The following is a 25945-nucleotide window of genomic DNA, read 5'->3' as shown; positions in this document are numbered from 1 at the left end:
CGATTATGTCATTGTCAAATTACGCCCGATCCAGAAGCCGACGAAACGGAGGGATCCGCCTGATCGGACTGGTCGAACAGAGCGACGTGGCCGAAGTGACCTACGCGAGCGCGGAGAAAGGATACTCCGCGATCCGGCTCGACGAAGACTGTTATTTTTCGAAATACGAATTCCGGGAAGATGAAGCCGAATACCGGGAGACCGTTTCGGTCGTCAACGGGGCGCAGGTCGTCACCCACGAGCTGATCTTCACGCTCGATAAGATGGGCAACGACAGCTCCCCGGCGATCACCTCGATCGCCGACGCCGCACGCAACGGGCTGATCGCCCTGCTGACGACTCCGAACGGGGATTCGTTCTTGGTGGGCTACTCCGTCGAGTTCGAAAAAGAACGGCCACTGAGACTCGTTTCGGCCAACGGAACGACCGGAAAACAGCTTGCCGAAGGAACGAACGAAGTCATCACGCTGCGCAGCCAAGACGTTTCGAAAGCCAAACCGTTCTTCGGGGATATGGAAACGCTGTTCTCCGCAGCCGGATAGCAATCGAAACCAACGGGAAACGGGAGCCGGCAACGAACGCTCTCCTGTTTCCCGTTGAAAAAAACTCATTCCGATGAAAACGAAAAATACATCCAGAAACCTGTATGTGCGCGGGAATACGGTCAATCCGTTCGCAGCGGCCGGCCCCGACAAGGCGGGAAACGAACGTTACTGGCGATGGGGATCGGACAACCTGTTCCCGAATGCCCTGGCGCTGATGTCGCGCCGGTCGCCCACACACCGGAGAATCATCAACGACAAAGCGGATTACATCTCGGGCAAAGGATTCACCTGCGATCCGGAACGCCGAACGCTGGCGGCCATCGCGGAACGGGCGAACGGGGCCGGAGAATCGCTGCGCGTGATCCTCAATAAACTGGCATTCGACAAATCGCTGTTCGGAAACGCATTTCTCGAAATAGCGACCGACCCGGACGAAACATCCCTGTCGCTGTTCCACCAGGACGCCTCGCGGTGCCGGGTCGCACGGGACGGAACGCACATCTTGCTGCACCACGACTGGACCACATTCACATTGCAGCAGGCCAAATCGCTGCCGCTCTACCCGGCATTCGAACCGGCCCCGGACGGGACGCTGCGGTCGATCGTTCATTATAAAGACTACGAACCGATGTTCGAACACTACGGACTGCCGGCCTACATCGCCGGACTGAACGTATCGGCGATCGCCTACAAGACCGACCAATGGAACATCAGCCGGTTGGACAACTCGTTCCAACTGTCGGGCATCATGGTGCTGGACGGAGACGTGGATAACGAACAGGACGCTTACGACATCATCTCGGCCGCAGAAAAACGATTCGCCGGAAAACCGGGACAGGTGATGTTCATGGTCAAAAACACCGAAGAGACGGACAACTCGAAATTCGTACCCATCGCCTCGGCCAACGAGGGAGACTGGAAACTGCTGCACGACCAGGCTACGTCGGACATCGTGGTCGCACATTCGTGGTTCCGGTCGCTGAGCGGACTGGACTATACGACCGGATTCAACGCCGAACGCATCCTGCACGAATATGAAATCGCCCTGAACACGCTGATTCTCGGAGAACAGCAGGAACTGCTGGAACCGATCCGGACGGTCATCGAACGCTGTCTGCACTGCGAGGCGGCGTCGTTGCAAGTCATCAACCGCCCTCCCACCCGATCGAAACCGCTGTACATGAAAGTGTGGGAAGCCCGCAAAAACGACGGGCTGAGCTACGACCCGGACGATCCGGAACAGAACCTCTACCTGGCGCAGATCACCAAATACGCGCTCCGCAACATCGACTAAACACGCAAAGACATGACCGACTTACTGATTACCGCCGCCGAAGTGCTGGAAACGGCCTTCCCGTCGAACGAATACGTTCCGGAAGGGATGATCGTCCCGGCCCGAATCGAAACGGCGCAACTGGGATTCCTGCGCCCGGTATTCGGCAAACTGTACGACAAACTGGGCGAAGAACCGTACGCGGCTTTTTGCCGGACATATATAAAGCCCGCGCTGGCTTACTACGTACGCTACCTGATGGTAGACGAACAGTGCGCCGCGATCGGTGCGGCCGGCATCCGGCAGAACAAATCCGCCTACACGGAAGCCGTCCCGGACAGCCGGCTGCACCGGCTGCGCAGGCAGGCGCGCAACGATGCCGACACGCTGCTGGACAAGGCGATCGACTACGTGGAAAACAATCCGGCGATGTTCCCGGAATACGACCCGAAAGAAAATATCCGCCGCCGGGTCTTGATAAAAGGCGGATTCATTCTGTAAAAACGCCTCGTATGAAACAAATGATCGGAACGATCTCTTCGGTCGCGGCCCTGTTCGCGCCGGTGCAACCGCTGGTATGCTGCGCGCTGGCATTCGTATGCGTCGATTTCGCAACGGGCGTCGCGGCGAGCTACAAACGCGCCGGACGCATGAAACGCCCGTGGGCCTTCGAAAGCGACAAGGCATGGAGAACCGTCTACAAGCTGGTCTTCGTCACGGTAGGCATCGCTATGACGTGGCTGATCGACACCTGCATCCTCCCGTTCGCAGGGCTGCGCCTGGCCAACCTGTTCACAGGATTCGTCTGCGGCGTGGAGCTGTGGAGCTACCTGGAGAATGCAGCCGAAATATCGGAACACCCGCTGTTCCGGAAACTAAAAAAATACATGAAACAGGAAATCGACCGAAAACTCGAAAAAGATTCGCTATGATCTACGAAAACAAAGTCCCGCCGGCATTCGCCGGTAAAGTAAAACAAATCGCGGCCCGACTCGGCGTCAACCCGGATCACCTGATGGCGATCATGTGGAGCGAAAGCCGCCTCGATCCCTCGGCGCGGAATCCGCGCGGCGGGGCCGTCGGGTTGATCCAGTTCATGCCGGCTACGGCGGAAGGACTCGGAACGACCGCAGAAAAACTATTGAAAATGACCGGGGAAGAACAGCTCGATTACGTCGAACTGTTTTTCAGGCCCTATGCCGCACGCTGCCGGACGTTCGCAGACCTCTATCTGGCTTGTTTTTTCCCGGCCGCCATCGGCAAACCGGACGGATACGTCCTACAGACCCGGCGGCTGCCGGCCCGTGTGATCGCCCGGCAGAACCCGATTTTCGACACCGACGGAGACGATAGGATCACCGTCGGCGAATTCCGAGCAAAACTGAAATCGCTGATTCCCGATGCGCTGCATCCGTACCTTTTTTAAATGCGGTCTGCCGGTACTGCTGACGGCGACGGTCGCAGGGAGCGGCTGCAGGACAAGCAGGAACCTGCAATCGCACGACCGGCAGTCGCTGCGCGACACGACGGCGACCGTCCGATCGGAAAAAGACAAGGTTGCGGAACAACTGACCGACGACTGGGAAAACTGGGAGATCGTCCGTACCGAATACGTTTTGAAAGGCCGCGACACCGTCCCCGATACGATGCGACGGATACCGGCGGGAATCAAACGGGTCACCCGCGTACGAGGTATCAGACACAGCACCTCGGTCAATAAAAAAGAAGAACAGGAAAAAACGGCGCAATCCGTACGACTCCGCCGGACGGAATCGCAAACGGAGACTGCGAAAACCGTAAAAAAATCCTCCGCCGGACGAATTGCACTGTATGCGATCGGGCTGGTCGCACTGTGGCTGGCGCTCCGTTCGATCGGAAAACGGTTATTGTAAAACCGGATCGAAACTCTAAAGCAAGCGATTCTCGGCAAAATACCGCCAAAGCGGAGCCGCATGCAACGCTTGTTTGACCCGGTCGGTCAACAGCAGATCACGGACCTCGTCCTGTGAAAGCAAGTGCACGGTCAGGTCTTCGGTCGCTTCGAGATGCTGCTCCGAAACGGGTTCGACATCCTCGGCGACAAAACAATGGGTCAGGTTGGTATGCGTAGACGGATTGGCCGAAACGGTCATCAGCTCGCGCCACGTTCCACGGCCGTAACCGGTCTCCTCAAGCAACTCCCGTCGGGCGGCGGCGAGCGGCGAGGCATCCTCCGGATCGCAAACCCCGGCACACAGTTCCATCAAGGCGCACCCCAGACCGTGCCGGTACTGACGAATGAAAACGAACTTCCGATCGCGGGTAATCGCAATCGTATTCACCCATTCCGGATATTCGAGAACGTAGTATTCGGGAACCGGATTCCCGTTAGGCAGCACGATGGATTCCCTGCGCACCGTAAGCCACGGACGGTTGAAAAGATACTCGCTCTGCAATACTTTCACTTTTTTCTCTTCGGACATTTTACACTCTTTAAACGCAACGGCAAGTTTACTCAAAATTTTCCGGGCTGCAAAACGATTTCAGGAAATCGGACAGACACCGGTAAGTCCGGAACAAAAAACGTGATACTGAGAGGAAAACCGCGACAAAAACAAAATTTGTCGCGGTTTTCCATTTATTTACGTATCTTTGCCGCAAATTTATGATTTGTCACTTGTATCGGAATTGCGTCGCCCTGACGCCATGACCTAAAAAATTTACATGTCGGTCATATTTTACACCACAATAACTATACATATACATGGTTCAATTAGAAGAATTCGGAGCGCTCGGACTGACCGATGTCACCCTCGAAGCCATTAAAGCGAAAGGCTTCGAAACCCCGTCTCCGATCCAGAAACTCACGATCCCCGTTCTGCTCGACGACGAAAAAACAAACGATATCATCGCACAGGCCCAGACCGGCACCGGTAAAACCGCCGCTTTCGGCCTGCCAATCCTCGAACGACTGCGCCCGCAGAAAGGAGCGACCCAAGCGCTGATTCTGGTTCCCACCCGCGAACTGGCCCTGCAGGTTACCGAAGAAATCCTATCGTTCAACGCCAAACGCAAACTCGTCATTTCGCCGATCTACGGAGGAGCTTCGATGACCGAACAACTGCGGCGTCTGGGCAAAGGCATCGATGTCGTAGTCGGCACGCCCGGCCGCATCCTCGACCACCTGCGTCGCGGAACACTGGACATCAAGGCCCTGAAATACCTGATCCTCGACGAAGCGGACGAAATGCTCAATATGGGCTTTATCGAAGACGTCGAAGAAATCTTGTCCAATACGAACGACTACCGCCGCATCCTGCTGTTTTCGGCGACCATGCCCGAACGGATCATCCGCCTGTCGAAAAAATACATGCGCGACGTGGAAATCCTGCGCGTACCGGCACAAGAAGTCACCACCGAACTGACCGACCAGATCTACTTCGAAGTGCGCGACAGCGACAAATTCGACGCGCTGACGCGAATCATCGACGTCGAACCCGAATTTTACGGGATCGTCTTCTGCCGCACCAAGATCGGCGTGGACGAAGTGGTCAACAAGCTGACCGAACGCGGGTATGCGGCCGAAGGACTGCACGGCGACGTTTCGCAGGTACAACGCGAAAAAATCCTGAAACGATTTAAGAAAAAGCTGGCCAATATACTGGTAGCCACCGACGTGGCGGCGCGCGGGATCGACATCAACAACCTGACCCACGTGATCAATTATTCGCTGCCGCAGGACACTGAATCCTACGTGCATCGGATCGGCCGCACGGGCCGCGCCGGCAATACCGGTACGGCGATCACGTTCATCTCGCATTCGGAATACCGGCAGTTCAGTTCGCTGAAACGGGAAATCAAAGTGGACATCAAGAAAGTCGCCCTGCCGTCGGCGCAGGACGTCGTCGAGATCAAAAAGACCAAGATCAAGGACGACCTAATCGAAATCGTCGAAAGCGAGTCGTACCGCAAATATACCGAAATGGCCGGCGAGGTGCTGCAAAACCTCGACCCGGAAGTGGCGCTGGCGGCCCTGCTGAAACTGGCGTTCAAAAACGAACTCGAAGAGAGCAGCTACCCCGAAATCCGTTCGATCAACGTCGACCGCAAAGGAACGGCGCGGCTGTTCATCTCGATCGGCAAAATGGACGGTTTCGACGCCCGCAAACTGACCGACATGCTGAAACGCGAGTGTCGGCTGCCGGACAACAAGATCGACGACGTACGGGTGATGGATAGCTATTCGTTCGTAACCGTGCCGTTCTCGGACGCCCGGCAGGCGATCCGCCAGCTCAACGACATCAACCGCGGAGGACGCCCGATCGCGGAACTCGCCAAAGACGGCGATTCCGGCGAAAACAAGGAACGTTCGGGACGGGACTTCCGGAAAGAGAAGCGCAAAGGCGCGCGGAAAGAGGATCGGAAAACGGAACGCAGGGACGCCGCCCGCAAATCCGGCGGAAATCCGAAAAAAGACGACTTCGACTGGAACAACGTCCAGTGGGATGCGGTCAATCCGGCAGCCGGCTGGGGCGGCAAAGCGGGCTTCGACAAACGGGCCGGCGGTAAGAAACGCGGCAAACGGTAACGCGCATACCGAAAACACACGGCCATTCATGTCAAAGTGACAGGGCAAACTGACAGAGAAAGGACTCCTTTGTCAGTTTTTTCGTTCGAAAACCTGACATTTCCCGTTTGGCATATTATGTGTAAAAGAATGGAACGTTTCCGTAAAAGGAATGTCCACCGGAAACGGCAAATGAAAACCAAACATTAACAAACTTAAAAAAATAACGACGTTATGAAAGTTAAACCATTAGCAGACCGGGTTCTGATCGAACCCAATCCCGCAGAAGAGAAAACGGCCGGCGGATTGTTCATCCCCGACACAGCCAAAGAAAAACCCCTCGCAGGTAAAGTGATCGCCGTAGGCCCCGGAACGGCCGATGTGAAGATGGAAGTGAAGACGGGCGACCAGGTCCTTTACGGCAAATACGCCGGCACCGAGATCAACATCGACGGTAAAGACTACCTGATCATGAAACAGGGCGACATCCTCGCCATCATCTAATCGTTCAACTCAGTATAAACCCAATTCAAACAATCAAGATTATGGCAAAAGAGATTAAATACAATACCGAAGCGCGCGAACAACTCAAGGAAGGCGTCGACGCGCTGGCAAACGCTGTGAAGGTAACGCTGGGCCCGAAAGGACGTAACGTTGTAATCGATAAGAAATTCGGCGCTCCGCAGGTGACCAAGGACGGCGTGACCGTAGCCAAAGAGATCGAACTCGAAGACCCGATCGCCAACATGGGCGCCCAGATGGTCAAGGAAGTGGCCTCGAAGACGGCCGACGACGCCGGCGACGGCACCACGACGGCTACCGTGCTGGCGCAGGCCATTGTCGGCGTAGGCGTGAAGAACGTAACCGCAGGCGCGAACCCGATGGATCTGAAACGCGGTATCGACAAAGCGGTCGGAACCGTCGTCGAAAACCTGCGCAAGCAGAGCCAGGAAGTGGGCGGCGACATTAGCAAGATCGAACAGGTAGCCACGATTTCGGCCAACAACGACAACGCGATCGGCAAGCTGATCGCCGAAGCGATGGGCAAGGTAAATAAGGAAGGCGTCATCACCGTAGAGGAAGCCAAAGGCACCGAAACGCACGTAGACGTAGTAGAAGGGATGCAGTTCGACCGCGGATACATCTCTCCGTACTTCATCACCGATTCCGAAAAAATGGAAGCCGTGCTCGAAAAGCCGCTGATCCTGATTACCGACAAGAAGGTTTCGACGATGAAAGAGCTGATGGGCGTGCTCGAACCCGCCGCACAGAACGGACGTTCGCTGGTGATCATCGCCGAAGACGTCGACGGCGAGGCGCTGGCAGCCTTGGTTGTCAACAAGCTGCGCGGCACGCTGAAGATCGCCGCCGTGAAAGCTCCGGGTTTCGGCGACCGTCGTAAAGAGATGCTCGAAGACATCGCTATCCTGACCGGCGGTACGGTGATCTCCGAAGAACGCGGCATCCGCCTGGATCAGGCTACGCTCGACATGCTGGGTTCGGCCGACAAGGTGATCGTCACCAAAGAAAACACGACCGTCGTAGACGGCGTTGGCAACAAGGAAGCCATCGCCAACCGCGTCGCACAGATCCGCAAGCAGATGGAAATCTCGACTTCGGATTACGATAAGGAAAAACTCGCCGAGCGTCTGGCCAAACTGGCCGGCGGCGTGGCCGTACTGTATGTCGGCGCTGCCAGCGAGGTGGAAATGAAAGAGAAGAAAGACCGCGTGGACGATGCGCTGGCCGCAACCCGCGCCGCCGTAGAAGAGGGCATCATCCCGGGCGGCGGCGTAGCCTACATCCGCGCCGTAGCAGCTCTCGAAAAGATGAAGGGCGACAACGACGACGAAACGACCGGTATCCAGATCGTGAAACGCGCGATCGAAGAACCGCTGCGCCAGATTGTAGCCAACGCCGGCGGCGAAGGCTCGGTAGTGGTCGCCAACGTCAAAGAAGGCAAGGGAGCTTACGGCTACAACGCCCGCGCCGACAAATACGAAGATATGTTCAAGGCCGGTATCATCGACCCGACGAAAGTGGCCCGCGTCGCGCTGGAAAATGCAGCTTCGATCGCAGCCATGTTCCTGACGACCGAATGCGTACTGGTCAATAAGAAAGAACCCGAAGCTCCGGCAGCGATGCCGCAGGGCATGGGCGGTATGGGCGGAATGATGTAATCGCCCGGCGAAACGGAAAAATCCCCGGCTTTGCAGCCGGGGATTTTTTTATGTCTGCCTCCGGAACCGCGTACGCTTCAACTTTTTCGACCGGACGGAAAAATTTCCCCTTACCGATTACGGGATGATCGCAGATGTTACCAAAACCATCTGCGATTTGACATTCAACAGGATACCACGAATATCCCCATATTCGTTTCATCATGCCTTATGGCGGCGGAAAGGTTTCCTTTTTCCATGACGGGCAGCCGTGACATGAACAAAGAACTGAGCAAAAAGCGGAATAGACATACGAGAACGCCTCTTGCCTATGGCAACCTTTTTAAAACCATGTGAAATATGTAAAAAGGTTGTTTTTTCTACCGATAGTCCTTTTTCTCCGGATCGGTCAAACTTATCAGATATAATAATGCAAAATCTTGATGAATAACTGTCTCGTAGTTCCTGACTGATTATTATTCTTATTCGCTAGCTTATTCGAATATACAGAACACAACATAAGCATTTCGGAACACTGTTGTCTACTGTACATTTGATAATTTCGCACACAAAATCAGAAAATGGACAAAAAATGGCTAAAATTAATCGGCTTGACCGGTTGTGCAATGCTGATGGCGTCAAGTATCAGGCACTATCGAACGTCTGTGCGTAAGCGAAGGCGAGAAAGTGCGCCGGGACAAGTTCTCTTCATCATCGACCAAGTGCCCTATAAAGCGGCCCTGCGGACAGCAACGGCGGACGTGGCGGCAGCCAGAGCGAACCTGAAAACAGCAGAACTGAACTTCAACAGCAGCAAGGAACTCTATGCGCAGAAAGTCATCTCACAGGTCAATCTGGAGATTGTCAGCAAAGTTGGCATATCTCCCCTCTCTGTATCTCTCCCCGCAAGGGACAATAAGCAGCTTCGACGGCGGCAAGGCTGCCAAAACCTACTCGGTGCCTGTTACCGCCAGTTGGGAGATAGATATTTTCGGTAAGTTACGTAACGCCAAGCGACAGTCGCAAGCATTGTATGCACAGAGCCAGGATTACAGACAAGCCGTACGCACGCAGGTAATAGCCGGAATCGCCAATACATATTACACGTTGCTGATGCTCGACGCCCAGCTCGAAATATCAGAGCAGACGAAAATATCGTGGAAGGAATCGGCTGATGCCACCCGCGCCCTGATGAACGCCGGAAGAGCGGATAACTCTGCCGTGTCGCAGATGGAAGCCGCTTATTACAGCGTGTGCGCCTCCGTACTTGACCTGAAAGAACAAATCAATCAAGTCGAAAACAGTATGTCGTTGTTGTTGGCTTCCACTCCTCATACCATAGAACGTGGCAAGTTAGACACCTTAAATATACCTACAAGCTTTTCTACCGGCATTCCAGTCCAACTGTTGTCAAACCGTCCGGATGTCCGGGCTGCGAAACGCTCCTTGGAACAGGCATTTTATGCCGCAAACCAGGCGCGTTCCGCTTTTTATCCATCCATAACACTGAGCGGAAGCGCGGGGGGGCAAATTCGGCAGGGAGTACGATTGTCAATCCCGGAAAGTTCCTCGCCTCGGCGGTAGGTTCGCTCCCACAACCGCTCTTTGCACGAGGGCAACTTACCGAACAGTTGAAAATAGCCAGCCAAGGCCCAGCAGGAAGAAGCTCAGCTCAGTTTCCAGCAGGCACTTTTGCAAGCCGGAACCGAGGTGAACAACGCCTTGACACAATATCAGACGGCGCGTGACAAGTCGGCACTGTACGAGAAACAGGTGGAATCCTTGCAGACAGCATATAAGAGCACTTCCCTTACCATGCAGTACGGCAATACGACCTATCTGGAGGTACTGACGGTACAGCAAAGCCTCCTGAGCGCCCAACTGACACAAGTAGCCAACCGCATCACTGAGATACAGGGGCTTATCAGTCTCTATCAGGCACTGGGTGGAGGATGTGAAGAGTGACTGTTTTAAGTCTATCCTCAAATATACATTTCATAAAGAAACTACATCCCAAAAGTTAGACACAAAACTTTTGGGATGTAGTTCAAAATGTGTTGCCGCCGAATTTTGAGACTACGTTACCCCTTTTTATTGCCTCTTTGCGGAGCTGTCAACAGAAAGTTTTTGAAGTCATAAATGAGTTTGGAGGCATTTCTTCTTCAAATGGGCTCTTACGAATATCCCAAGGAGCCTTTATTTACGTGACATCTATCAGTGTCATTCTCTCTCCGAGATTACGCGCACCTTGATCTTCCCCTGCCTAATCCATCTATATAACGTGGGCTTGGAAATATTGTATTTGTTGTAAACCTGAATCACCGATAAGAACTGACACCCCCTCGGCTCCATTAACAATGGCTTGTCGTCTTGCTTCCTTTTTTCAAAGCATGTTTTTTACTGCGGAATGTTTCATCTTTTTTATCACTTTAACATCAATTCATGAATCAGGTAGATAAATCACGTCAAAATAAGTATCCCCACGGTTAATCCGAATAAAAAAAGTGGAGCGTAACTCGTTGAGATACGCTCCACTTCGTTATTGATGATTGTTTGACCTTACTTCACTTCTTCGAAATCCACGTCGGTCACGTTGTCGTTCGAGGTCTGTCCGGCTCCGGCGCCCGCGCTGCCCGAAGCGGAGCCTGCGCCCGCATCCGCGCCTGCGTCGGCGCCCGGGTTCGCCTGCGATGCTCCGGCGGCCTGCTGTGCGTTGTAGATGTCCTGCGAAGCGGCCTGCCATGCGTTGTTCAGTTCGGTCGTCGCCGAGTCAATGGCGGCAATGTCCTGCGATTTGTGCGCGTCTTTCAACTTGCCGAGGGCGGCTTCGATGGCGCCCTTCTTGTCAGCCGGGATCTTGTCGCCGTACTCCTTGAGCTGCTTTTCGGTCGAGAAAATCATGCTGTCGGCGGCGTTGACCTTGTCGACGCGTTCGCGTTCGGCCTTATCTTTCTCCTCGTTGGCTTTCGCCTCGTCGCGCATCTTCTGGATCTCCTGTTCGGTCAGGCCGGACGACGCTTCGATCCGGATCTTCTGTTCCTTGCCGGTGCCTTTGTCTTTGGCCGATACGTTCAGAATGCCGTTCGCGTCGATGTCGAACGTCACCTCGATCTGGGGTACTCCGCGCGGTGCGGCCGGAATGCCGTCCAGGTGGAACCGTCCGATCGTCTTGTTGTCGCGGGCCATCTGGCGTTCGCCTTGCAACACGTGGATCTCCACCGACGGCTGGTTGTCGGCTGCGGTCGAGAAGACTTCGCTCTTGCGCGTCGGGATCGTGGTGTTCGCGTCGATCAGGCGGGTGAATACGCCGCCGAGCGTTTCGATTCCCAGCGACAGCGGGGTCACGTCGAGCAGCAGCACGTCTTTCACTTCGCCGGTCAGCACGCCGCCCTGGATGGCGGCGCCGATAGCGACCACTTCGTCCGGGTTGACGCCTTTGGACGGCGTTTTACCGAAGAACTCTTCGACCACTTTCTGGATCGCCGGGATACGGGTCGAACCGCCTACCAGGATCACTTCGTCGATCTGACTGTTGCTCAGTCCGGCGTCGGCCATCGCTTTTTTGCACGGCTCGATCGTCGCGCGGATCAATCTGTCGGCCAGTTGTTCGAATTTGGCGCGCGTCAGGGTCATTACCAGGTGCTGCGGAATCCCGTCCACCGGCATGATGTACGGCAGGTTGATCTCGGTCGAGGTCGAGCTCGACAGTTCGATCTTCGCCTTCTCGGCGGCCTCCTTCAGACGCTGCAGGGCCATCGGATCTTTGCGCAGGTCGATGTTATGCTGTTTTTTGAACTCGTCGGCCATCCAGTCGATAATCACGTGGTCGAAGTCGTCGCCTCCGAGGTGCGTGTCGCCGTTGGTCGATTTCACTTCGAATACGCCGTCGCCCAGTTCCAGAATCGAAATATCGAACGTGCCGCCTCCGAGGTCGTATACGGCGATCTTCATATCCTTGTTCGCCTTATCCAGGCCGTAGGCCAGCGCTGCGGCCGTCGGTTCGTTGATGATACGGCGCACTTTCAGACCGGCGATTTCGCCCGCTTCCTTGGTAGCCTGGCGTTGCGAGTCGGAGAAGTAGGCCGGAACGGTGATGACGGCTTCGGATACTTCGGTGCCGAGGTAATCCTCGGCGGTCTTTTTCATTTTCTGCAGGACGATCGCGGAGATTTCCTGCGGGGTATAGAGTCTGCCGTCGATATCGATGCGCGGGGTGTTGTTGTCGCCTTTGACCACTTTGTAAGCCGCCCGTTCAATGTCTTTGCCGACCTGATCGTAAGTCTCGCCCATGAAACGCTTGATCGACGTGATCGTACGCTGCGGGTTGGTGATCGCCTGCCGTTTGGCGGGGTCGCCCACTTTCCGTTCGTTGTTGTCCACGAACGCTACGATCGAAGGTGTCGTGCGGCGTCCCTCGCTGTTGGGGATCACCACGGGTTCGTTACCCTCCATCACGGCAACGCAGGAGTTCGTAGTACCTAAGTCAATTCCAATAATCTTTCCCATAGTCGTTATCTCGTTTAGTTGTTTTATGCTGAATTTTTTGTTTTCGAACTTGATTTATCAATCTTTATGCCAAGCGGCAAAACGGGCGGTTTGGCCGCTGCCGACTGCCAAAGAGGTTTCGATTGTCGGACATGCTGGCACGGAGTCTGCCATTTCGTCTGAAAAAATACCCGAATAAAAGGGTTCGTTGCAAATTTTGGGCCGCCGGTATTTTTTATGAAACGGAACGTCCGTTTTTTCTATATAAAGTTCTACATTTGCGCAGGATAAATACAACGATATTATGAAAAGGAATCTTGTTTTTGTATTGCTGCTGACGCTCTTCGGTACGGGGGCTTCGGCGCAGCTCAAGGTGGGCAAGCTGCTCAAGGCGGGCGGCAATCTGATCAGCGCCGTTACGCTGACCGATGCGGACATCGCCGAGATGAGTAAGAGCGCGGTTGAGAAGATGGATCAGGAGAATCAGGTCGATACGTCGGATTACCACCGGCGGTTGCAGCGGTTGACCGAGAACATCTCCGTCGACGGCCTGAAGCTGAATTTCAAGGTCTACCTGACCAAGGACGTCAATGCGTTTGCCTGCGGCGACGGCAGCGTGCGGGTGTATAGCGCGCTGATGGATACGATGTCCGACAGCGAACTGATGGCGATCATCGGTCACGAAATCGGTCACGTGGCCCGCACCGATACGAAAGATGCGCTGAAAAACGCTTACCTGCGTTCGGCAGCCCAGAATGCGGCCGGTTCGGTCAGCGGCAGCGTCGCCGCCAGACTGTCCGAATCGCAATTGGCCGAGTTGGCGAACTCGCTGGCGCAGGCCCAGTATTCGCAGAAGCAGGAATACGACGCCGACGAGTACGGATTCGAGTTCTGCCTGAAAAATAATGTCGATCCGTATGCGATGTACCATGCGCTCGATAAACTGGCCGATATGTCGAAGACGAACCGCAACAACGCTTCGGCGATCGTGAAGGCGTTTGCGACGCATCCGGACAGCTACAAACGCGCTCAGCGCATGAAGGAAAAGGCCGACGCACTGCAGCATTGATCGGCGTAAACGGATAAAACTATGAAAAAACTTTCGGGAATTTTTCTTATCTGCATCTTGGGCTTTTCGTGCGCCAGGAGTGGGGAAAGTGCCGTACCGACCCGGGTGGACAGCATCGTTTCGAGATTGGAAGATCCGGATACTCGGTCGGTAATCGTGGTGGCCCATCGGGGCGATTGGAGGCACAGCGTCGAAAATTCGCTTCAGGCCGTTCAAAATGCGATCGATATGCAGGTGGATGTAGTCGAAATCGATGTCCGCAAGACTGCCGACGGCCGTCTGGTCCTGATGCACGACGCGACGATCGACCGGACGACCAACGGCAGCGGCAAGGTTTCGGAACTGACGCTCGATTCGATCCGGAACTGTTATCTGAAAGCCGCCGACAGTACGCTGACCGATCTGCGGGTTCCGACGCTCGATGAAGTTTTCGAGATAAGCAGAGACCGGATCATGCTCAATATCGACAAAGGGTACTGGATATTCGACGATGTTTACGCGCTGGCCGAAAAGGCCGGCACCACCCGCCAGATTATTATGAAAGGGGATCAGGCGGCCGATCAGGTGCTCGAAAGTTTCGGGCGTTACCTCGACAGGGTTTTTTACATGCCGATCGTCAATCTGAACAAAGAGGGTGCGGAAGAAGCGATTGCCGATTTTCAGGAGAAAATCCGTCCGGTAGCTTATGAGTTGTTGTATAAAAGCGATACCTGCCAGACGCCGCTCAGGGTCAAAAATCAGTTGGCCGGGAAATCGTTGATCTGGTACAATACGATGTGGAACGGGATGTCCGGCAGCCGTTACGACGACCGGGCGGTCGATGATCCCGACCGGGTGTACGGTTACCTGATCGATTCGCTGAACGCGCGGATCATCCAGACCGACCGGCCGGGGTTTCTGATCCGTTACCTCGTATCGCGCGGACAGCACTGATTGTTTTCGAAGGTGATAAAAGGCAGGGAGCGGAAAATTTTCCGCTCCCTGCTTTGTTTTCGGCAGATATCGTTTGTCGTTAGAACCGGATCGGATTGACGCCCGGATGCAGTTTGACGGTTTTGCCGTTCCAGACGAAATCGCCGGTCAATTGCCCCGGCAGAGCGACTTGTCCGGATAATATATCCCCGTCGCGTTGCAGTTCGACCGTGATGTCGCCCTGCGGATGCGGTACGACGCCTTTGATTTGTTTCAGGCGTCCCGGATGCGGGGCGATCCGCACCGTAGCGAATCCCGGCGAAGCGGGTTCTACGCCGCAGACCGTTGCCAGCAGGTCGTAATTCGGGCTCGAACTCCAGGCATGGCAGTCCGAACGGGTTGGTTCGGGGGTCTCGGCGAAGGTGGTGAGGCCGATGTCGATCATCTGCTGCCACGGCCCGAGCATTTCGGTATAACGGTCTGCCAGACCGACCTTTTTCAGTGCGCGGATCAAATAGAATTTGTAATAGAACGTGGTTTGCGTGAGCGACGGATCGCTGTCGATCCGTTCGAATACGGCGCGCTGGTCTTTGTGCGGAATGGCGTCGGTCAGGATGCCCATGATGTTGACGTGCTGGCTGTAAGTCGGACTGCCGATATAATCCCGCAGCAATCCTTTCGATGCGTCCCAGCACTTTTCGTAAACGTTTTTCTTCAGTCCGGCGGAGATCGCCGCATACTCTTTCGCTTCGGCGGGCCGGTCGTAGCGGCGCATCAGGTCGGCTGCGTCGTCCAGCGCGGCGGCCAGTTGCAGCGTGGTGATCGCCGAACCGGACGAGTCGCTTTCGGGCGCGATACCTCGTTCCCACGAGGTGGCCCAGTCGGTGAAGTTCCAGTGCGGAAGACCGTTCTTCAGCAGGCCCGTGTGCGGATCGATCTTTTCGGTGAACCACGACAGCACGGTGCGGATGCCGGGTAGGAAGCTTCGCACGAAAGCGTCGTCGCTGCGGTGCATCCAATAGTCGTGGATCATGCCGATCCAGTAGAGCGAAAAAGGCGGAATGTACTGCGGAATGTGGCTCGGGTAACGGCTGCAGGTGATTCCCTCGTACGAGCGCGAAAGGTCGTACATCCGGATCGCCTTGCGCACCAGCCGGTCGTCGCCGGAGACGTACAGCGAGATCAGCGCCTGGATCCGCGTGTCGCCGGCATACTGCAATTGTTCGTAATAGGGGCAGTCGAAATAGGTCTCGTGGGCGCAGAGTCGGGCGGTGCGCCAGCCCGTTTCCCAAATTTTCTCCAATGCAGGGTCGTCCGATTCGAAAGAGCCGCGCACTTCGAACGGATAGCCCGTGTAGATGCCGTACAGATCTTCGACGACGAGCGGCGCCGCTCCGGTTTCGATGTCGAGTTGGATATAACGATAGGTTTTGAACCACAGCGGGCGGAACAACCGTCCGTCGGCTCCGTCGGGCAGGAACTCGTCCGCGAATCCGCGGCACTCGCGGCCGTCGATTTCGTTGCGGTTTCCTTTGCCCCGTTCGTCGAACAGCGCTTCGGAATAGGTCAGTTTGATTTTGCTGCCTTTGCCTCCGGATACTTTCAGTTCCGGGTAGGCGGTGGTCAGGAATCCCTGGTCGAGCAGCACGGTGCATTTCGTGCGGGCCGGGATTTTCAGCGGCGACCGGCCGTCGATGAACGTCGGCAGCGATGCGAGTCCCTGTTGCCGGCGCACGGCGGTCAGGCGTTGTTCGGTCAGTTCCATCATCGGGATGTCGCGCGGGGTCAGAATCCAGTCGCTTTCGCCGTAACCGGGCGCGCCGTAGGTTTTACCGGGCGAAAAGCCGGTGGCCGCATACCATTTCGAATCGTCGAAGCCGACGGTTTCCCACCCCCACGGGTATTTCGTGCCGTCGATTCGGTCGTGGCCGCCGATGTAGCCGGCTTCCGGACAGTTGAACAGCGGCGAGAAGGATTCGTCTCGCAGGACGAGCCAGCTACCGTCGGTGTTGACATCGTCTTCGACGGACGAATTGCCCTGTACGATCAGACCGGTCTGCCGGCTGATCTGCGCTCCGGGGCTACGGGGTCCCAGGTTCCATACCGTGACGGCCAGCACGTTTTGGCCCGGTCGCAGCAGCGGAGCGATGTCGACCGTTTCGTAGTACCAGCGGTTCAGATCGCCGCGCGCCGGGCCCCAGCACGCTTCTTGTCCGTTGACCAGCAGCCGGTAGCGGTTATCGGCCGAGATGTTGATAACGAACCGCTCCGGTTTTTTCGGCAGGTCGAGACGTTTGCGGAAGCGGTAGACGCCGTAATCGTACGGAGAAAAGCCTCCGTCACAGATCCATTGGGCGCTCCAGGTGCCGGTGAGCTGCCGTTCGCCGGGCTGTGCCGACGGCAGCGACGCTCCGGCCGACCAGCAGCCGACAGTCATCAGGAAGGTAAGTAACAAGCGAGTGTTTTTCATAAGAAGTTCGGTTAAATTCGGATAAACCCTCAAACGGGTTGAGACTAACAAATATAGGGATTAAACGGCGATTCGGTCGTACACTTCGGGATATTTGTAGTCTAAACGGTCTAATTTATTCGCTTTCCAATATTTAGGCAGGGAATTTGATTTTACACGGAGAAAGCATCATTGCGGGGATGGCATGAGCCTTTCCGAAATTGCTACGGTAAGCAAATTTATCAAAATTCATGTCACTTTAATCTATTAATGTTATGAAGTACGTTTATTTAATTCTGGCCGCTGCGTTGTTGGCGACGTCGGCCTCGGCCCAAACGGGAATGACCCGGGAACAGATGGAAAGTCGTCACCAGGAACGAGTACAAATGCGCGATACGCGTCATCAGACCGAGATCAAACAGATGGATTCGATCGTCCTGAACCGTTACTACAAGTTCATGCCGACCAGCTTCCAGCAGGAACCGGCCGGGAACATGCACCAGATCTATTCGATCATGTATTCGTTGGCGATGTACAAGGACTACGTGGACATCGATATCCCGTACATCGTAGGCGTGGTCGCTCCTTATCATTTGACGATCATGAACTACATTACGTTCGACATCCAGAAGTATACCGCCGTTCAGAACGAGGACGGGTGGACGATTTCTTTCTCGTCGAATCTCTATTCGGACAATACCTATACGTTTACGTTCAAAATCTACTCGATCACCCGCGAGGCCGTGCTGAACATCGCTTCGACCCTCTATCCGACGGTGACCTACTACGGTTCGATCCAGCAGATCTATTAAACTTCGGCGAAAAGACGTCATGAAAAAATGGTTGCTTTTTACGATGCTCGCCGCCGCGCTGACGGCCGCCGCGCAACAGCCCGACCGGCGCCAGCGCAGCGCCGCCGAACGCCAGTTGCGCCAGCAGCGTTTCATGGAGCGACTGGATTCGATGGTGGCGTCCGGAGATTTCCAGTTTCTGCCGGTGAGCATGGAGTGGGGGCCGCGGGGCGGCTCGCAGATCATCAACGACTTTTATTATTACATCGGGATTTTCAAAAACCGTTTGCAGGTGCATATTCCGGTGGTGATCGGCAGGGCAATGACCTATAATGCGGTCGTCAATTTCGACACCGACAAGATGACCGGCTTCCGGACGCAGCGCAACGACTCCGGATGGAAAGTGTCGTTCGCGGCTACGGATAATACCGGGACGGCCTATACGTTCGTCTTTACGATTTACGACCAGACCGGACAGGCCATACTGGATATGGTTTCGAACCGGAACCTGATGCAGTATTCGGGTACGATCGTCGCGAACGACAAACTGCCGGAATCTACCGATCCCGCGCCGCCGATGAAAAGGGGGCCGGACGGGAAACTGGTTCCCGAAGATATTTGACCGGGGGCGTGCCGGAACGTACCGATGCGGACCGCCGATATAAAAACAGCGGAGGCTTATAAAAGCCTCCGCTGTTTTTTGCGGATCGAAACGGGGAACGATCAGATTTTCGTCGTAGCTTTGATGTAATGGTGGTGCGCTCCGTAGCGGTCGAAAGCCGCGCGGTCGAGCGCTTCGCGGTGATCCGGATGCGCGACGCTGATAATCAGCCGCGCACGCTCCTGCAGCGATTTCCCGTACAGGTTGACCGCGCCGTATTCGGTGACGAACCAATGCACGTGCGAGCGGGTGGTCACCACGCCGGCGCCGAGGGTCAGTTCCGGGGCGATCTTGCTGATTCCCTTGTTCGTTACCGAAGGCATCGCGAGGATCGCCTTACCCCCCTCCGAACGCGATGCGCCGTAAATGAAGTCGATCTGGCCGCCTACGCCGGAGTAGAATTTCGTGCCGAGCGAATCGGCGCAGATCTGGCCGGTCAGATCGACCTGCAGGGCCGAGTTGATCGCCGTCACCTTCGGATTCTTGGCGATGACGAACGGGTCGTTCGTATAGCCGACGTCCATCATGGCGACGCCCGGGTTATTGTCTATAAAGTCGTATACTTTCTGCGAACCCATCAGGAACGTGGAGACCATCTTGCCTTTGTCGATGGCTTTGTTGCGTCCGTTGATCACGCCGCTTTCGACCAGCGGCAGCACGCCGTCGGCGAACATCTCGGTGTGGATACCGAGGTCTTTGTGCCCGGTCAATTGGGCGAGCACGGCGTTCGGGATCGCGCCGATGCCCATTTGCAGGCAGGCGCCGTCCTCGATCAGCGCGGCGCAGTGCTTGCCGATCGCCGTTTCGGTCTCGTTCGGGGTCGAGAAGTGAGCCTCTTCGAGCGGCTTGTCGTCCTGTACGAACAGGTCGATGTCGTCGACGTGGATGAACGCGTCTCCGAACGAGCGCGGAACGTGTTTATTGATGACGGCGATCACCGTACGGGCGCACTCGACGGCGGCCAGCGTGGCGTCGACCGAAGTGCCCAGCGATACGTAGCCGTGCGCGTCCGGGGGCGATACCTGAATCATCGCCACGTCGCACGGCAACGTGCCGCTGCGGTACAGTTTCTGGGTTTCGCTGAGGAATACCGGGATGTAGTCGGCGTAGCCCGATTGGGTCACCTTGCGGACGTTGCCGCCTACGAAAAACGAGTCGAGCTGGAAAATGCCTTCGAACTCCGGAGCCGCGTAGGGAGCGGGCCCTTCGGTGTGCAGATGGTGCACGTGCACGTGTTCGAATTCTTTGTTGCGTCCGCGGTCGCACATGGCGTTGATCAGGCACTGCGGCGCGCTGGCCACGCTGCTCAGGTGAATGTGATCGCCGGTTTTGATCACTTTCACCGCTTCGGCGGCCGGAATGAATTTGATTTGTTTGGTCATTATAAATTATCGTAGTTAGTTAGACTCGGGACTTTTGAATAAAACGGTGCAAATTTAAACATTAATTAATGGATAAAAAAGGCCTTTTGAGGATTTTTGATTTACTTTGCAACCTTTATGGTACGGCGCATTTGCTTATTTTCAGAGGATATGGCTTCTTTTTTCCGGGGAATCACACCGAAATACATCATTCTGACGGGGTGTCTGTTTACGCTTCTGTTCGCGTTTTTCAGCAACGAGGTATATCATCCGGACGAGCATTTCCAGATTCTCGAATACGCGCACATGAAGCTTTTCGGAACGCCCGTTCCGGCCGAACTGCCGTGGGAATACGTCCTGATGATGCGCCCCGGACTGCAACCGATGATCGCCTACGGACTCGGATGGCTGTTGGATGCCGGAGGAATCTATTCTCCGTACCTGTTGTTCTCGCTGCTGCACGTATTGAGCGGGGCGCTGTCCATCGTGTCCGTACTCGCATTTTACCGCGCCGTTCGCGGGACGCTATCCGGACCGAGCGAGGAGAAGTGGCTGTTGTTGCTGAGTTTTTTCCTGTGGTTCATGGTGTATCTCCATGTGCGGTTCAGTTCCGAAACGTTCTCGGGAAATTTGCTGTTGTTGCTGGTCTCGGTCTATTTGTCATACGGGCAGCGGGAGCGGAAGCGCCCTTTCGTGTGGGGCGCAGGGATGGGATTGTTGGCGGGCGCGGCCTTTATTTCGCGCTACCAAGTGGGATTCGCGTTGTTCGGATTCGGGCTCTGGCTGCTGGTGTTCGCCCGGCGCTGGCGACTGCTCGCCGGCCTGATTTTGGGAGGAGCCGCGATGCTGGGCGTCGGCGTGTTGGTCGATTACTGGCTGTACGGGACCTGGACCTGCTCGCCGGTCAATTACGTGAGGGAAAATATCCTGAATTCCCACATCGATAAGTTCGGCATCAAACCGTGGTATTTCTACCTGAGCGATACGGTCAGCAAGGGATTCGTCGTTTACGGCCTGGCGATTCTTGCGGCGACGTGCTGGTTTTTCGTTCGGAATCCCAAACACGTCATCACCTGGACGATGGTGCCTTTCCTGCTGGCGCACCAGTTGGTCGGCCACAAGGAGCTCCGCTTTTTGTTCCCCGTGCTGCCGTTTATTCCCTTTTTCGCCGTTTTGCTGGCGCGCGACCTGCCGCAGCGGTTGCTGCGAAACCGGATCGTCCGGTTGGTCGGCGTGCTCGCCGTCGTTCTGAACTTCGCGCTGATCGTTTATAATGTCATTCCGATCAAAAATACGGATATCTTTTTCTACCGGATGATGGACGACTACTGCCGCGGCAAAGAGCGGGTGTGCGTGCTGAACGTGAAGGACGAACCCACTTATTACAGCTACGGCGAATTCATGATCGGCCCCCGCGTGGTCACTGCCCGTTTTTACATGCCGCGCAATATGGAGCTTCGCTTGGCCGGTTCCATATCGGAACTGGAACGCGAGGCCCGGCGATTGCGCAGAACCTGCCCCGACGTGTTTATCTTGTCCGGCGACGAGCGCCTGCCCGAGCACACTGCGCTGCCGGTGGAGAAAGTCGCCTGGAATCCTTATCCGAAGTGGATTATCCGCTATTTCAATTTCAACGACTGGGTCAGCCTTAGTATCCGGCGTAAAAACCTCTACAAAGTCGGCGCGTCGGCCGGCGAAAAATAATCTTTTTTTACATAAGGGGGGCGTTTTGCCGCGGGCGGAGGCGTTCGCGTGGCGGACCGACCGTATTTGAGCTGGTTGCGTGGCGTCGTGCGGTATGAAAATGGAACCGGCTGCAAAAAAATAAAGAAAAGACAGCAGGGAGAATGATCTCCTCTACCGCTTTTCTCTCCTACTAACCTAAAACTACTAACCTAAAACTTCACTGCAAAGATAAAGATAAATCGGCCGCTTTTCCAAATTTTTATTAAATTTTTTTAATAATATTTGCATTTCGCTTTTCTTCTGTTGTGTTAATATCCATTTTATCAGTTGTTTAATGTTCGGTTTCCGATTCCGTTTTTTTCGGCCGGAACGGTTTGTAACGGGTATAAAAAAAGAAAAACAGCCGGCGGAATGGATCCGTCTACCGTTTTTCTTCCCTACTAACCTAAAAACTACTTATCTAAATGAACCTAAAACTTGAATGCAAATATAACGGTTATTTCATTTTCTTAAATAATTTTAAGATCCTTTCGATGTAGCATTTTGATTTAATGTTGTGAATATTTGATAACACATTGATTATTAATGTCTTGTCGTTTGTTTTCCCGATTGAAAACGGAGGCGGAATAACCGTTTGAAAATGACGTGTTTATTTTGCAAGGCGGTATTTTGCCGTTTCGGTCGCCGCGAAACGGACGGCTCGGTCCGTATTCCGTTTCGCGGCGAATGCGTCGGTTTCTCGGCGTGCGGGAATTCGGAAAACATCGCTACCTTTGCGCAGTTTCAAATCCATCGATCTATGAATAGAGACCGCCTCGTCACGCCGAGTTACTGCTGCATCCTGCTGGCTAATTTCCTGCTGTTTTTCGGCTTTTACCTGCTGATGCCGGTGATGCCGTTCTACCTGACCGAAGTGTTCGGGGCCGGGCGCGCTACGGTGGGCGTTGCGCTCTCCTGTTATGTGATCGCTGCGCTTTCGATCCGGCCGTTCTCGGGTTATTTGCTCGATACGTTTGCCCGCAAACCGCTTTATCTACTGGCCTATTTTGTGTTTACCGCTATTTTCGCGGGCTACCTGGTAGCCGGAACCCTGACGCTGTTCATGATTTTCCGCGTGGTGCACGGCTTTGCGTTCGGGGCGGTTACGGTGTCCGGGAATACCGTGGTAATCGATATCATGCCCTCGTCGCGCCGCGGCGAGGGGATCGGCTATTACGGTCTGGCCAACAACATCGCGATGTCGGTGGGGCCGATGGTCGGGTTGTTCATGCACGAGTCCTGCTCGTTCGAGACGATTTTCCTCTGTTCGCTCGCATCCTGCGCGTTGGGATTCGCGATGGCTTGCCTGGTGCGGACTCCGGCCAAAGAACCGGTCAAACGCGAACCGGTTTCGCTCGACCGGTTTATCCTGCTCAAAGGGCTACCGGCCGGTCTGGATTTGCTGTTGCTTTCGATCCCCTACGGAATGACCACGACGTACGTGGCGATGTATGCCGCGGAGATCGGGATTACGTCGAAAGTCGGGATCTTCTTTACGCTGATGGCCGTGGGGATGGCGATTTCGAGGATCTTTTCGGGACGCCAGGTCGATAAAGGGCGCGTGACGCAGGTGATCGCTTTGGGAATGTATCTGGTTTGCGTCTGCTTCTTCGTGCTCTCCTCCTGCGCTGCGATCGCGGTGTGGAATCCCGTGTTGTGCAAATACCTGTTTTTCGCCGTGGCGCTGTTTCTCGGCGTCGGTTTCGGGACGATGTTTCCGGCGTTCAATACGCTGTTCGTCAACCTGGCGCCGAACGGCCAGCGCGGAACCGCTACTTCGACTTACCTGACGTCGTGGGACGTCGGTATCGGCGCCGGACTGTTGCTGGGCGGGTATATCGCTCAGATCGGGTCGTTCGACAAAGCCTATCTGTTCGGCGCCTGCCTGACCGTCGTCTCGGCGCTCTATTTCAAACTGCGGGTGGCCCCGCATTTCGAGAAAAACAAACTGCGCTGAACGGGGAAGGTTCCCATCCGACGCAGTCCGGAACAAACGGTTGTGTCCGTCGGGGGTTAAAAAAAGAAATTGTTGGTTCCGACGGCTTCCTTCAGATAGACCTGCGTACTACCGCCTTCGTGTTCGAATTCGATCTTATCCTCGCGGGCCAGCCAGCCCAGCGCGGCGTTCAGATCGCGGTCGCGGAGCCGCAGTTTGTCGCGCAGTTCGTCGTAATTCCATTTCCTTCCGTCGCACAACAGGCCCCACACCATTCCGGCGTGCGTCCCAATGTTTTTTTTGCTCATTTCAGCCATTTGGCAACAAGATTAGTTGTGAATACATCCTATCTTTTCTACAAAAATCGGCAAAAATGGCGTGATATAGTGTCCTGATTCGCAGGATTGATGTCCTAAATGTCCGACGTGGAGCCAAGATACGGCATTTTCCTTTCGGGACGGTTTTCGGGGGAGCGGCGCTCCGTTCCGCGGAAAATGTTAACTTCGCCCGTAATAAAATAACCTGAAGATATGTCGGAAGATATGGAATCGCTCCTCCGCGGGCATCGCCGTTATTTCGCCGAGGGTCGTACGCGCGACGTCCGGTTCCGGGCGGAGGCGCTGCGCCGGTTGCGGAAAGCGCTACGGGATCATACGGACGCTTTGTGCGAGGCGTTGCGGTTGGATCTGCATAAGTCGGCGTCGGAAAGTTACCTGACCGAGATCGGAATCGTACTGCAGGAGATCGCCCGCCATCTTCGCCGCCTGAAGCGCTGGACGGCCGGGAGACGCGTGCCGTCGCCGCTGACGATCTTGCCGTCCGGAAGCCGCATCGTGCCCGAGCCGCTGGGCGTGGTGCTGATCGTCGCGCCGTGGAACTACCCGGTGCAGTTGCTGCTGAATCCGCTGGTCGGCGCCTTGTCGGCCGGCAACTGCGCCGTGCTGAAGTCCTCGCCGCTGGTTCCGCATACCGAGGCGCTGCTGAAACGACTGATCGGCGAGGTTTTTCCGCCCGGTTACGTGTCGTTTCTGGAGGGAGGGCCCGAGGTCGTCGAAGAGGTGCTGAAACAGCGTTTCGATTCTATTTTTTTTACGGGCGGATCGGCGTTCGGACAGACGGTGATGCGGGCCGCGGCCGAACATCTGACGCCGCTGACGCTGGAGCTTGGCGGAAAAAGCCCTTGCATCGTCGGACGGGATGCGGATATCCCGCTGGCCGCCCGACGGATCGTTTGGGGAAAATTGCTGAATGCCGGACAGACCTGCGTGGCTCCCGATTACCTGTTCGTACACGCCGACCGTAAGCGACAATTGTGCGTCGAGATGGAGCGGGCCGTCCGTCGTTTTTTCGGCGACGATCCGCGCCTCAGCGACGATTATCCGCGGATCGTTTCGGTGCAGGCTGCCGAACGGCTGCAGCGGATGATGCATGGTTCGGGAAAGATCCTTTTCGGCGGAACTTGCGATCCGCAGCAGCGTTACGTGGCCCCGACACTGATCGACGAGCCGGACGACGACAGTCCGGTCATGCGACAGGAGATTTTCGGGCCGCTGCTGCCGGTCAAAGGGTTTCACGATATCGAAACGGTGATCCGCTACGTGAACGAGCGCGACAAACCGCTGGCGCTCTATTATTTCGGCGGACGTCGGGAAGCCGACCGGGTGCTGCGCTCCACTTCGTCGGGCGGGGCCTGCGTCAACGATACGGTCGTGCAACTGGCCAACGGCCGGCTGCCGTTCGGCGGTGTCGGGCGCAGCGGCATAGGAAAGTATCACGGACGGTTCTCGTTCGAACTGTTCAGCAACCTGCGGGCCGTCGTGCGTTCGCCCCGGTGGATCGATATTCCGTTGCGGTACGCTCCGTACCGCAGTATCCGGTTGTTTAAAAAGTTTTTAAAATAGAGTGAGGCGGAGTGTTTCCGGGGGAACGGCTTGGAAAACGACGGAACCGGTTGTTTGCCGATCCGTTTGCAGGGGACGCTGCCGTCGGACGGATAATTGCGGCGGTGTTTGGCGCGGATTGTCTGTTTTTTA

The 25945-nt window shown here is 55.5% G+C and carries 22 protein-coding genes and 2 pseudogenes; 18 read left to right on the top strand and 6 right to left on the bottom strand.

The genetic code is table 11. The annotated features are described in order from the left end of the window. Positions 1 to 5: 5 nt before the first annotated feature. The 6 genes from C1A08_RS12450 to C1A08_RS12425 all read left to right on the top strand — a co-directional run bounded on the left by C1A08_RS12450 (position 6) and on the right by C1A08_RS12425 (position 3710). Complete coding sequence (locus C1A08_RS12450; RefSeq protein ID WP_055205238.1) at positions 6 to 542, top strand: hypothetical protein; 537 nt, start codon at positions 6 to 8, stop codon at positions 540 to 542. Positions 543 to 615: 73 nt separating this feature from the next. Continuing rightward, positions 616 to 1839, top strand: a complete 1224-nt coding sequence (locus tag C1A08_RS12445) for a phage portal protein (RefSeq protein ID WP_101573873.1) — start codon at positions 616 to 618, stop codon at positions 1837 to 1839. Between the two features lie 12 nt (positions 1840 to 1851). After that, on the top strand, positions 1852 to 2319 hold the full coding sequence (locus C1A08_RS12440) for a DUF6712 family protein (RefSeq protein WP_055205236.1): 468 nt from the start codon (positions 1852 to 1854) through the stop codon (positions 2317 to 2319). Positions 2320 to 2330: 11 nt separating this feature from the next. Beyond that, a complete protein-coding gene (locus C1A08_RS12435; RefSeq protein WP_055205235.1) occupies positions 2331 to 2750 on the top strand; it encodes a phage holin family protein in 420 nt (139 codons plus the stop codon). Further along, on the top strand, positions 2747 to 3244 hold the full coding sequence (locus C1A08_RS12430) for a transglycosylase SLT domain-containing protein (protein WP_101573871.1): 498 nt from the start codon (positions 2747 to 2749) through the stop codon (positions 3242 to 3244). The genes C1A08_RS12435 and C1A08_RS12430 overlap by 4 nt, the downstream gene beginning before the upstream one ends. Next, complete coding sequence (locus C1A08_RS12425; RefSeq protein WP_055205233.1) at positions 3219 to 3710, top strand: hypothetical protein; 492 nt, start codon at positions 3219 to 3221, stop codon at positions 3708 to 3710. Before C1A08_RS12430 ends, C1A08_RS12425 begins: the two co-directional genes overlap by 26 nt. 15 nt (positions 3711 to 3725) lie before the next feature. On the opposite strand, the gene C1A08_RS12420 is transcribed toward C1A08_RS12425, so the two are convergent. Beyond that, the gene (locus tag C1A08_RS12420; protein WP_101573914.1) at positions 3726 to 4280 is read right to left on the bottom strand and encodes an NUDIX hydrolase; all 555 of its coding nucleotides are present in this window, start codon (positions 4278 to 4280) and stop codon (positions 3726 to 3728) included. 281 nt (positions 4281 to 4561) lie between these two features. Between C1A08_RS12420 and C1A08_RS12415 the strand changes: the two genes are divergently transcribed. From C1A08_RS12415 to C1A08_RS12395, 5 genes and pseudogenes are all read left to right on the top strand, one after another. Further along, positions 4562 to 6385 carry a DEAD/DEAH box helicase gene (locus C1A08_RS12415; protein ID WP_101573869.1) on the top strand — a complete coding sequence of 608 codons (1824 nt, stop codon included), beginning with the start codon at positions 4562 to 4564 and terminating at the stop codon, positions 6383 to 6385. A gap of 213 nt (positions 6386 to 6598) precedes the next feature. Continuing rightward, a complete protein-coding gene (locus C1A08_RS12410) occupies positions 6599 to 6868 on the top strand; it encodes a co-chaperone GroES (protein WP_055205230.1) in 270 nt (89 codons plus the stop codon). Positions 6869 to 6909: 41 nt separating this feature from the next. Continuing rightward, positions 6910 to 8544, top strand: a complete 1635-nt coding sequence (groL, locus tag C1A08_RS12405) for a chaperonin GroEL (protein ID WP_055205229.1) — start codon at positions 6910 to 6912, stop codon at positions 8542 to 8544. 618 nt (positions 8545 to 9162) lie between these two features. Beyond that, a pseudogene (locus C1A08_RS12400) lies at positions 9163 to 9383 on the top strand (efflux RND transporter periplasmic adaptor subunit); the annotation flags it as partial. Continuing rightward, positions 9349 to 10488: pseudogene (locus C1A08_RS12395) on the top strand (TolC family protein). The pseudogenes C1A08_RS12400 and C1A08_RS12395, both read left to right, overlap by 35 nt. A gap of 255 nt (positions 10489 to 10743) precedes the next feature. Here C1A08_RS12395 and C1A08_RS13575 read toward each other — a convergent pair. Beyond that, positions 10744 to 10875, bottom strand: a complete 132-nt coding sequence (locus C1A08_RS13575) for a helix-turn-helix domain-containing protein (protein ID WP_145996579.1) — start codon at positions 10873 to 10875, stop codon at positions 10744 to 10746. Positions 10876 to 11082: 207 nt separating this feature from the next. After that, entirely contained in the window at positions 11083 to 13029 is a 1947-nt protein-coding gene (gene dnaK / locus C1A08_RS12390; protein WP_081032614.1) for a molecular chaperone DnaK, read from the bottom strand. Between the two features lie 283 nt (positions 13030 to 13312). Here dnaK and C1A08_RS12385 point away from each other — a divergent pair, with 283 nt between their 5' ends. Together C1A08_RS12385 and C1A08_RS12380 are read left to right on the top strand one after the other, a co-directional pair. After that, entirely contained in the window at positions 13313 to 14077 is a 765-nt protein-coding gene (locus tag C1A08_RS12385) for a M48 family metalloprotease (protein ID WP_055205217.1), read from the top strand. Between the two features lie 21 nt (positions 14078 to 14098). Further along, positions 14099 to 15010, top strand: coding sequence for a glycerophosphodiester phosphodiesterase family protein (locus C1A08_RS12380; protein ID WP_101573867.1), 912 nt, complete (start codon positions 14099 to 14101; stop codon positions 15008 to 15010). A 79-nt stretch (positions 15011 to 15089) separates the two neighbouring features. Here C1A08_RS12380 and C1A08_RS12375 read toward each other — a convergent pair whose 3' ends face one another. After that, complete coding sequence (locus C1A08_RS12375) at positions 15090 to 17459, bottom strand: family 78 glycoside hydrolase catalytic domain (RefSeq protein WP_101573865.1); 2370 nt, start codon at positions 17457 to 17459, stop codon at positions 15090 to 15092. A 254-nt stretch (positions 17460 to 17713) separates the two neighbouring features. Between C1A08_RS12375 and C1A08_RS12370 the strand changes: the two genes are divergently transcribed. Further along, positions 17714 to 18250 carry a DUF4251 domain-containing protein gene (locus C1A08_RS12370; protein WP_101573863.1) on the top strand — a complete coding sequence of 179 codons (537 nt, stop codon included), beginning with the start codon at positions 17714 to 17716 and terminating at the stop codon, positions 18248 to 18250. A gap of 19 nt (positions 18251 to 18269) precedes the next feature. Beyond that, positions 18270 to 18851 carry a DUF4251 domain-containing protein gene (locus C1A08_RS12365; protein ID WP_055205221.1) on the top strand — a complete coding sequence of 194 codons (582 nt, stop codon included), beginning with the start codon at positions 18270 to 18272 and terminating at the stop codon, positions 18849 to 18851. Positions 18852 to 18952: 101 nt separating this feature from the next. On the opposite strand, the gene C1A08_RS12360 is transcribed toward C1A08_RS12365, so the two are convergent. Continuing rightward, positions 18953 to 20272 carry an acetyl-CoA hydrolase/transferase family protein gene (locus C1A08_RS12360; RefSeq protein ID WP_101573861.1) on the bottom strand — a complete coding sequence of 440 codons (1320 nt, stop codon included), beginning with the start codon at positions 20270 to 20272 and terminating at the stop codon, positions 18953 to 18955. A 150-nt stretch (positions 20273 to 20422) separates the two neighbouring features. Between C1A08_RS12360 and C1A08_RS12355 the strand changes: the two genes are divergently transcribed. Continuing rightward, positions 20423 to 21955, top strand: a complete 1533-nt coding sequence (locus C1A08_RS12355) for a hypothetical protein (protein ID WP_180951583.1) — start codon at positions 20423 to 20425, stop codon at positions 21953 to 21955. 781 nt (positions 21956 to 22736) lie between these two features. Continuing rightward, entirely contained in the window at positions 22737 to 23933 is a 1197-nt protein-coding gene (locus C1A08_RS12350) for an MFS transporter (RefSeq protein ID WP_101573912.1), read from the top strand. Between the two features lie 56 nt (positions 23934 to 23989). Here the strand turns inward: C1A08_RS12350 and C1A08_RS12345 are convergent, their stop codons facing one another. Continuing rightward, a complete protein-coding gene (locus tag C1A08_RS12345) occupies positions 23990 to 24220 on the bottom strand; it encodes a winged helix-turn-helix domain-containing protein (protein ID WP_055205419.1) in 231 nt (76 codons plus the stop codon). 222 nt (positions 24221 to 24442) lie between these two features. On the opposite strand from C1A08_RS12345, the gene C1A08_RS12340 reads away from it, so the two are divergent. Continuing rightward, positions 24443 to 25813 carry an aldehyde dehydrogenase family protein gene (locus tag C1A08_RS12340; protein ID WP_101573857.1) on the top strand — a complete coding sequence of 457 codons (1371 nt, stop codon included), beginning with the start codon at positions 24443 to 24445 and terminating at the stop codon, positions 25811 to 25813. Positions 25814 to 25945 lie beyond the last annotated feature (132 nt).

This window comes from Alistipes sp. cv1, assembly GCF_900240235.1.
Classification (GTDB): Bacteria; Bacteroidota; Bacteroidia; order Bacteroidales; family Rikenellaceae; genus Alistipes_A; species Alistipes_A hominis.
Note: the sequence above shows the minus strand (reverse complement) of the source record. Positions and strands in the feature narration are given on the sequence as shown.

Excerpts from the sequence above, each read along its gene's own strand:
- groL (WP_055205229.1), top strand. The coding sequence starts at position 6,910 with ATGGCAAAAGAGATTAAATACAATACCGAAGCGCGCGAACAACTCAAG.
- C1A08_RS13575 (WP_145996579.1), bottom strand. The coding sequence starts at position 10,875 with ATGGAGCCGAGGGGGTGTCAGTTCTTATCGGTGATTCAGGTTTACAAC.
- C1A08_RS12345 (WP_055205419.1), bottom strand. The coding sequence starts at position 24,220 with ATGAGCAAAAAAAACATTGGGACGCACGCCGGAATGGTGTGGGGCCTG.
- C1A08_RS12430 (WP_101573871.1), top strand. The coding sequence starts at position 2,747 with ATGATCTACGAAAACAAAGTCCCGCCGGCATTCGCCGGTAAAGTAAAA.
- C1A08_RS12340 (WP_101573857.1), top strand. The coding sequence starts at position 24,443 with ATGTCGGAAGATATGGAATCGCTCCTCCGCGGGCATCGCCGTTATTTC.
- C1A08_RS12420 (WP_101573914.1), bottom strand. The coding sequence starts at position 4,280 with ATGTCCGAAGAGAAAAAAGTGAAAGTATTGCAGAGCGAGTATCTTTTC.
- C1A08_RS12435 (WP_055205235.1), top strand. The coding sequence starts at position 2,331 with ATGAAACAAATGATCGGAACGATCTCTTCGGTCGCGGCCCTGTTCGCG.
- C1A08_RS12450 (WP_055205238.1), top strand. The coding sequence starts at position 6 with ATGTCATTGTCAAATTACGCCCGATCCAGAAGCCGACGAAACGGAGGG.
- C1A08_RS12360 (WP_101573861.1), bottom strand. The coding sequence starts at position 20,272 with ATGACCAAACAAATCAAATTCATTCCGGCCGCCGAAGCGGTGAAAGTG.
- C1A08_RS12355 (WP_180951583.1), top strand. The coding sequence starts at position 20,423 with ATGGCTTCTTTTTTCCGGGGAATCACACCGAAATACATCATTCTGACG.
- C1A08_RS12440 (WP_055205236.1), top strand. The coding sequence starts at position 1,852 with ATGACCGACTTACTGATTACCGCCGCCGAAGTGCTGGAAACGGCCTTC.
- C1A08_RS12385 (WP_055205217.1), top strand. The coding sequence starts at position 13,313 with ATGAAAAGGAATCTTGTTTTTGTATTGCTGCTGACGCTCTTCGGTACG.
- C1A08_RS12415 (WP_101573869.1), top strand. The coding sequence starts at position 4,562 with ATGGTTCAATTAGAAGAATTCGGAGCGCTCGGACTGACCGATGTCACC.
- C1A08_RS12410 (WP_055205230.1), top strand. The coding sequence starts at position 6,599 with ATGAAAGTTAAACCATTAGCAGACCGGGTTCTGATCGAACCCAATCCC.
- C1A08_RS12375 (WP_101573865.1), bottom strand. The coding sequence starts at position 17,459 with ATGAAAAACACTCGCTTGTTACTTACCTTCCTGATGACTGTCGGCTGC.
- C1A08_RS12425 (WP_055205233.1), top strand. The coding sequence starts at position 3,219 with ATGCGCTGCATCCGTACCTTTTTTAAATGCGGTCTGCCGGTACTGCTG.
- C1A08_RS12380 (WP_101573867.1), top strand. The coding sequence starts at position 14,099 with ATGAAAAAACTTTCGGGAATTTTTCTTATCTGCATCTTGGGCTTTTCG.
- C1A08_RS12350 (WP_101573912.1), top strand. The coding sequence starts at position 22,737 with ATGAATAGAGACCGCCTCGTCACGCCGAGTTACTGCTGCATCCTGCTG.
- C1A08_RS12370 (WP_101573863.1), top strand. The coding sequence starts at position 17,714 with ATGAAGTACGTTTATTTAATTCTGGCCGCTGCGTTGTTGGCGACGTCG.
- C1A08_RS12365 (WP_055205221.1), top strand. The coding sequence starts at position 18,270 with ATGAAAAAATGGTTGCTTTTTACGATGCTCGCCGCCGCGCTGACGGCC.
- dnaK (WP_081032614.1), bottom strand. The coding sequence starts at position 13,029 with ATGGGAAAGATTATTGGAATTGACTTAGGTACTACGAACTCCTGCGTT.
- C1A08_RS12445 (WP_101573873.1), top strand. The coding sequence starts at position 616 with ATGAAAACGAAAAATACATCCAGAAACCTGTATGTGCGCGGGAATACG.